Annotated in this window: 4 protein-coding genes and 1 pseudogene; all 5 read left to right on the top strand. The window is 71.2% G+C overall.

The window, feature by feature from the left end; translation table 11 throughout:
- Positions 1-84 precede the first annotated feature (84 nt).
- Positions 85-1,530: an aldehyde dehydrogenase family protein gene (locus ABCR83_RS10535; RefSeq protein ID WP_462694623.1), complete on the top strand. Its 1,446-nt coding sequence runs from the start codon at positions 85-87 to the stop codon at positions 1,528-1,530.
- 155 nt (positions 1,531-1,685) lie between these two features.
- The gene (locus tag ABCR83_RS10540) at positions 1,686-3,620 is read left to right on the top strand and encodes an acyl-CoA dehydrogenase family protein (RefSeq protein ID WP_462694624.1); all 1,935 of its coding nucleotides are present in this window, start codon (positions 1,686-1,688) and stop codon (positions 3,618-3,620) included.
- 77 nt (positions 3,621-3,697) lie between these two features.
- The gene (gene dxr, locus ABCR83_RS10545; protein WP_462694625.1) at positions 3,698-4,969 is read left to right on the top strand and encodes a 1-deoxy-D-xylulose-5-phosphate reductoisomerase; all 1,272 of its coding nucleotides are present in this window, start codon (positions 3,698-3,700) and stop codon (positions 4,967-4,969) included.
- Entirely contained in the window at positions 4,966-6,267 is a 1,302-nt protein-coding gene (locus ABCR83_RS10550; RefSeq protein WP_462694626.1) for a M50 family metallopeptidase, read from the top strand. Before dxr ends, ABCR83_RS10550 begins: the two co-directional genes overlap by 4 nt.
- A gap of 188 nt (positions 6,268-6,455) precedes the next feature.
- Positions 6,456-6,584 (top strand): annotated as a pseudogene (locus tag ABCR83_RS10555) (flavodoxin-dependent (E)-4-hydroxy-3-methylbut-2-enyl-diphosphate synthase); the annotation flags it as partial.

Consider the following 6,584-nt stretch of genomic DNA (forward strand, 5'->3'; position numbering starts at 1 on the left):
CCGCCGCGGACAAACGCCCTCCGCCCACCCGGCCCCTACCGTGGGGGAGCCCACCATCACACCACCACCGAAAGGGCCGGGACTGTGACCGCTCCCCACGCGTTCTGGCTGGCCGGCCGAGAGGCCGCCGGCGAGGAGACCTTCGACGTCACGAACTCCTGGGACGGCCGGCTCGTCGGCACCGTGAGCGTGCCCACCGAGGCGCAGGTCGAGGAGGCCGTCGCCGCCGCGCACGCGGTGCGCGAGGAGTTCGCGGCGACCCCCGCGCACCTCCGGGCCGCCGCCCTGGACCACGTGTCGAAGCGGCTGGCCGAGAACACCGAGAAGATCGCCGAGCTGATCTCCGCCGAGAACGGCAAGCCCATCAAGTGGGCGCGCGGTGAAGTCGGCCGCGCCGTCTCGGTGTTCCGCTTCGCCGCCGAGGAGGCCCGCCGGTTCAACGCCGGCGACGCCCAGCGCCTGGACACCGACCCGGGCGGCACCGGGCGCCTCGCCCTGACCCGCCGCTTCCCCCGCGGCAGCGTGCTGGGCATCGCGCCGTTCAACTTCCCGCTGAACCTGGCTGCGCACAAGGTCGCCCCGGCCATCGCGGTGGGCGCGCCGATCATCCTCAAGCCTGCCCCGGCGACCCCGATCTCCTCCCTGGTCCTGGGGGAACTGCTCGCCGAGACCGAGCTGCCCGCCGGTTCCTGGAGCGTGCTGCCCGTCCCCAACGACCGGATGCCCGCCCTGGTGCAGGACGAGCGGCTGCCGGTCATCTCCTTCACCGGCTCCGGCCCCGTCGGCTGGTCCATCCTCGACTCCGTCCCGCGCAAGCACATCACGCTCGAACTGGGCGGCAACGGCGCGGCCGTGGTGCTCGCCGACTGGTCCTCCGAGGCGGACCTCGACCGGGCGGCGCAGCGCATCGCGACGTTCTCCAACTACCAGGGCGGCCAGTCCTGCATCTCGGTGCAGCGGGTGATCGCCGACGCCTCGCTGTACGAGCGGCTGGTCCCCAAGGTCGTCGCGGCCGTCGAGGCCCAGGTGACGGGCGACCCGTCGGATGCGGCGACCGATGTCGGCCCGCTGGTGAGCGAGGACGCCGCCAAGCGCGTCGAGTCCTGGGTCGAGGAGGCCGTCGCGGCGGGCGCGAAGCTGCTCACCGGCGGCAAGCGGGACGGCGCGAGCTACGCCCCGACCGTGCTCGCCGAGGTGCCCGCCGGGGTGACCATCGCCGGTGAGGAGGTCTTCGGACCGGTCCTCACCCTCACCCGGGCCGAGGGCGAGGCCGCCGCCTTCGCCGCCGTCAACGACTCGCCGTACGGCCTGCAGGCGGGCGTCTTCACCCATGACCTGCAGAGCGCCTTCCGTGCCCACCGCGCGCTGGAGACCGGCGGCGTGATCATCGGCGATGTGCCGTCCTACCGCGCGGACCAGATGCCCTACGGCGGCGCCAAGCAGTCCGGCGTGGGCCGCGAGGGCGTGCGCTATGCGATGGACGACTACACCTACGAGCGGGTGCTGGTTCTCACCGGCCTGGATCTCTAGGCGAGTTGGGCGAGCGGGGTGCTCCGGGACACCCCGCTCGCCACAACCTTGCGCGGGGTCTGGTAGACGCCGTACGGATCGGGTACATACGGACGAGTAGCACCGGTCGGTAGCGACCGGGACAACCGCCCCGACTCCAAGCGGCGAGGTGCCTCATGTCCGCACCATCCGTACGGCCGGTCTCCGAGCGCGAAGCCCGTCAGGTCGCGGAAGCGGCCCGCGAACAGGGCTGGCAGAAGCCCAGCTTCGCCAAGGAGCTCTTCCTCGGCAGGTTCCGGCTCGACCTCATCCACCCGTACCCGACGCCCGAGCCGGAAGACGTGCGGCGCGGCGAGGAGTTCCTCGGCAGGCTGCGCGAATTCTGCGAGACCCGGATCGACAGCGCCCGCATCGAGCGCGAGGCGCGCATCCCGGACGAGACGGTCAACGGGCTCAAGGAGCTCGGCGCCCTCGGCATGAAGATCGACACCGAGTACGGCGGCCTGGGCCTCACCCAGGTCTACTACAACAAGGCCCTCACCCTGGTCGGCTCCGTCAGCCCGGTCGTCGGCGCGCTGCTGTCCGCGCACCAGTCCATCGGCGTGCCCCAGCCGCTCAAGCTCTTCGGCACCCCGCAGCAGAAGGAGACCTTCCTGCCCCGCTGCGCCCGGACCGACATCTCGGCGTTCCTGCTCACCGAGCCGGACGTCGGCTCCGACCCGGCCCGGCTGGCCACCGGCGCGGTGCCCGACGGCGACGACTACATCCTGGACGGCGTCAAGCTGTGGACGACCAACGGCGTGGTCGCCGACCTGCTGGTGGTGATGGCCCGGGTGCCCAGGAGCGAGGGACACCGGGGCGGCATCACCGCCTTTGTGGTGGAGGCGGCGGCCGAGGGCGTCACGGTCGAGAACCGCAACGCCTTCATGGGCCTGCGCGGCATCGAGAACGGTGTCACCCGCTTCCACCAGGTGCGGGTGCCCGCGGCCAACCGGATCGGTCCGGAGGGCTCCGGGCTCAAGATCGCGCTGACCACGCTCAACACCGGCCGGCTGTCCATCCCCGCGATGTGCGTGGCCGGCGGCAAGTGGTGCCTGAAGATCGCCCGGGAGTGGTCCGGCGCCCGGGAGCAGTGGGGCAAGTCCATCGCCGAGCACGAGGCGGTCGGCTCAAAGATCTCCTTCATCGCCGCGACCACCTTCGCGCTGGAGGCCGTCCTCGACCTGTCCAGCCAGATGGCCGACGAGAACCGCAACGACATCCGCATCGAGGCGGCGCTGGCCAAGCTCTACGGCAGCGAGATGGCCTGGCTGATGTCCGACGAACTGGTGCAGATCCGCGGCGGCCGGGGCTATGAGAGCGCCGCCTCGCTCGCCGCCCGGGGCGAACGTGCCGTCCCCGCCGAGCAGATGCTGCGCGACTCCCGCATCAACCGCATCTTCGAGGGTTCCACCGAGATCATGCACCTGCTCATCGCCCGGGAGGCGGTCGACGCCCACCTGTCCGTCGCGGGCGACCTCATCGACCCGGAGAAGTCGCTGGGCGACAAGGCCAGGGCGGGGGCCAAGGCGGGCGGCTTCTACGCCCGCTGGCTGCCCAAGCTGGTCGCCGGGCCCGGTCAACTGCCGCTCTCCTACGCCGAGTTCCACCCCTCCGGGCACCGCGACCTGTCCGGCCATCTGCGCTATGCCGAGCGTTCGGCGCGCAAGCTGGCCCGCTCCACCTTCTACGCCATGTCCCGCTGGCAGGGCCGCCTGGAGACCAAGCAGGGCTTCCTCGGCCGGATCGTGGACATCGGCGCCGAGCTCTTCGCGATGAGCGCCGCCTGTGTACGGGCCGAGCGGCTGCGCGTCGAGGGCGAGCACGGCACCCAGGCGTATGAGCTCGCGGACGCCTTCTGCCGCCAGTCGCGGATCCGGGTCGAGGAGCTCTTCGGGCGGCTGTGGACCAACACCGACGCCCTTGATCGCAAGGTCGTCGGCGGAGTGCTGTCCGGCTCCTATCAGTGGCTGGAGAGCGGCATCCTGGATCCCAGCGGCGACGGCCCCTGGATCGCCGACGCCACCCCCGGTCCGTCCAAGGCTGACAACGTCCACCGGCCCATCCGCTGACCCGGCCGCACACCCGGTTCACCGGCCCACCGGGACACCCTGTCCGGTGCGGCCGGCGGTGCGGCAACAATAGGAGGATGACGGACTCCCTCGCTGACCCGCAGTTGCGCTACTCGGCCCCCTCCGCCCCGTCCGGCCGGCGCGCGGTCGTGATCCTCGGCTCGACCGGTTCGATCGGGACCCAGGCCATCGACCTGGTGCTCCGCAACCCCGAGCGCTTCACGGTGACCGCCCTGTCGGCCGCCGGCGGCCGGGTCGGGCTGCTCGCCGAGCAGGCGCACCGGCTGCGGGTGCGCGCCGTGGCCGTGGCGCAGGCGGACAAGGCGCCCGCGCTGCGCGAGGCGCTGGCCGAGCGCTACGGGCGCGAGCCGCTGCCCGAGATCCTGGCGGGGCCGGACGCGGCCACCGAGCTGGCCCGCAGCGAGTGTCACACCGTGCTCAACGGCATCACCGGCTCCATCGGTCTTGCCCCCACCCTGGCCGCGCTGGAGGCGGGCCGGACCCTGGCGCTGGCCAACAAGGAGTCGCTGATCGTCGGCGGTCCGCTGGTCAAGGCGCTGGCCGAGCCCGGGCAGATCATCCCGGTCGACTCCGAGCACGCCGCGCTCTTCCAGGCCCTGCTGGGCGGCACCCGCGCCGAAGTGCGCAAGCTGATCGTGACCGCCTCCGGCGGCCCCTTCCGCGGCCGCAGCAGGGCCGAGCTGGACTCCGTCACCCGGGAGGACGCCCTGGCCCACCCCACCTGGTCCATGGGCCCGGTGATCACCGTCAACTCGGCGACCCTGGTCAACAAGGGCCTGGAGGTCATCGAGGCGCACCTGCTCTACGACATCCCCTTCGACCGCATCGAGGTCGTCGTCCACCCGCAGTCCGCCGTGCACTCGATGGTGGAGTTCACCGACGGCTCCACGCTCGCCCAGGCCACCCCGCCCGATATGCGCGGCCCCATCGCCATCGGCCTCGGCTGGCCCGAGCGGGTGCCGGACGCGGCCCCCGCCTTCGACTGGTCCCGGGCCTCCACCTGGGAGTTCTTCCCGCTGGACACCGAGGCCTTCCCCTCGGTCGGGCTCGCCCGGCACGTCGGCGGCCTCGGTGGCACCGCGCCCGCCGTCTTCAACGCCGCCAATGAGGAGTGCGTCGATGCGTTCCTCTCCGGACACCTGGCGTTCAATGGCATCGTGGACACCGTCGCCGAGGTCGTGGCGGAGCACGGCACCCCCGCCGCGGGAACCCTCCTCACGGTCCCGGACGTCATGCAGGCGGAGACCTGGGCCCGCGCCCGGGCCCGCGAACTGGTGGCGGGTATCTCTTCCGGTACCGCCCACACGACCTCGGAGGCCCACGCATGACGGCACTGATGACGGTCCTCGGGATAGTCGTCTTCGTGGTGGGCCTGCTCTTCTCCATCGCCTGGCATGAGCTCGGCCACCTGTCGACCGCCAAGATGTTCGGCATCCGGGTGCCGCAGTACATGGTCGGCTTCGGGCCGACGCTGTTCTCCCGGAAGAAGGGCGACACCGAGTACGGCATCAAGGCCGTCCCGCTCGGCGGCTATATCCGCATGATCGGCATGTTCCCGCCCGGCGAGGACGGAAAGATCAGCGCCCGCTCCACCTCGCCCTGGCGCGGCATGATCGAGGACGCCCGCTCCGCGGCCTTCGAGGAGCTCCAGCCCGGCGACGAGTCCCGGCTCTTCTACACGCGCAAGCCGTGGAAGCGCGTGATCGTGATGTTCGCCGGGCCCTTTATGAACCTGGTGCTCGCCGTGGCGCTCTTCCTGGGCGTGCTGATGTCGTTCGGCATCAACACCCAGACCACCCAGGTGCACTCCGTCCAGGCCTGTGTGGTCAAGGCCTCGGCCGACACCGACACCTGCCCCAAGGACGCGCCCAAGTCCCCGGCCAACGCGGCCGGGCTGAAGGCCGGAGACAAGATCGTCGCCTTCAACGGCTCGTCCACCCCGGACTGGAAGACGATCTCCGAGGACATCCGCAAGACCACCGGCCCCGCCACCATCACCGTCGAGCGCGACGGCAAGCGCCTGGACCTGCACGCCAACCTCATCGAGAACCAGGTCCAGAAGTACGACAGCAGGGGCAACCCGATCAAGGGCCAGTATGTGACCGCCGGGTTCCTCGGCTTCGCACCCGCCACCGGGGTCGTCCAGCAGTCCTTCGGCCAGTCCGTGGACCGGATGGGCGACATGGTCCAGTCCGGCGTGGAATCGCTGGTGCAGCTGCCCGGCAAGATCCCCGACCTGTGGAACGCCGCCTTCGACGGCGGCAAGCGCAAGGCGGACTCCCCGATGGGCGTCGTCGGCGCGGCCCGGGTCGGCGGCGAGGTCTTCAACCTCGACATTCCGCCGTCCCAGCAGATCGCGCTGATGCTGTTCCTGGTCGCCGGGTTCAACCTCTCGCTGTTCCTGTTCAACATGCTGCCGCTGCTCCCGCTGGACGGCGGGCACATCGCCGGGGCGCTGTGGGAGTCCGTACGGCGCGCCTTCGCCAAGGTCTTCCGCCGGCCCGACCCGGGGCCGTTCGACGTGGCCAAGCTGATGCCCGTCGCCTATGTGGTCGCGGGGATCTTCGTCTGCTTCACGCTGCTGGTGCTGATCGCGGACGTGGTGAATCCGGTGCGGCTGACGTAGGGGCTGTCCGGGCCGAGGCGGAGCCTCGGGAACCACCTGTGGCGGCCGGACGCGGATGGTGTCCGGCCGCCGGTATACGGGTGGCCGTTGGGGCGGGATGTGCTTCGCAGGGACCACTTGCCGTAACCTCGGAGGCCGGAGCCCGCCGATCTCGGGACCATGAATCAGACCTTGGGGTTGCTCGCCAGATGACCGCGATTTCACTGGGAATGCCGTCCATTCCGACCAAGCTCGCCGACCGCCGGGTCAGCCGCAAGATCCAGGTCGGGTCGGTGGCGGTGGGTGGGGATGCTCCGGTGTCGGTGCAGTCGATGACG

It is taken from the genome of Streptomyces xingningensis, assembly GCF_054957865.1.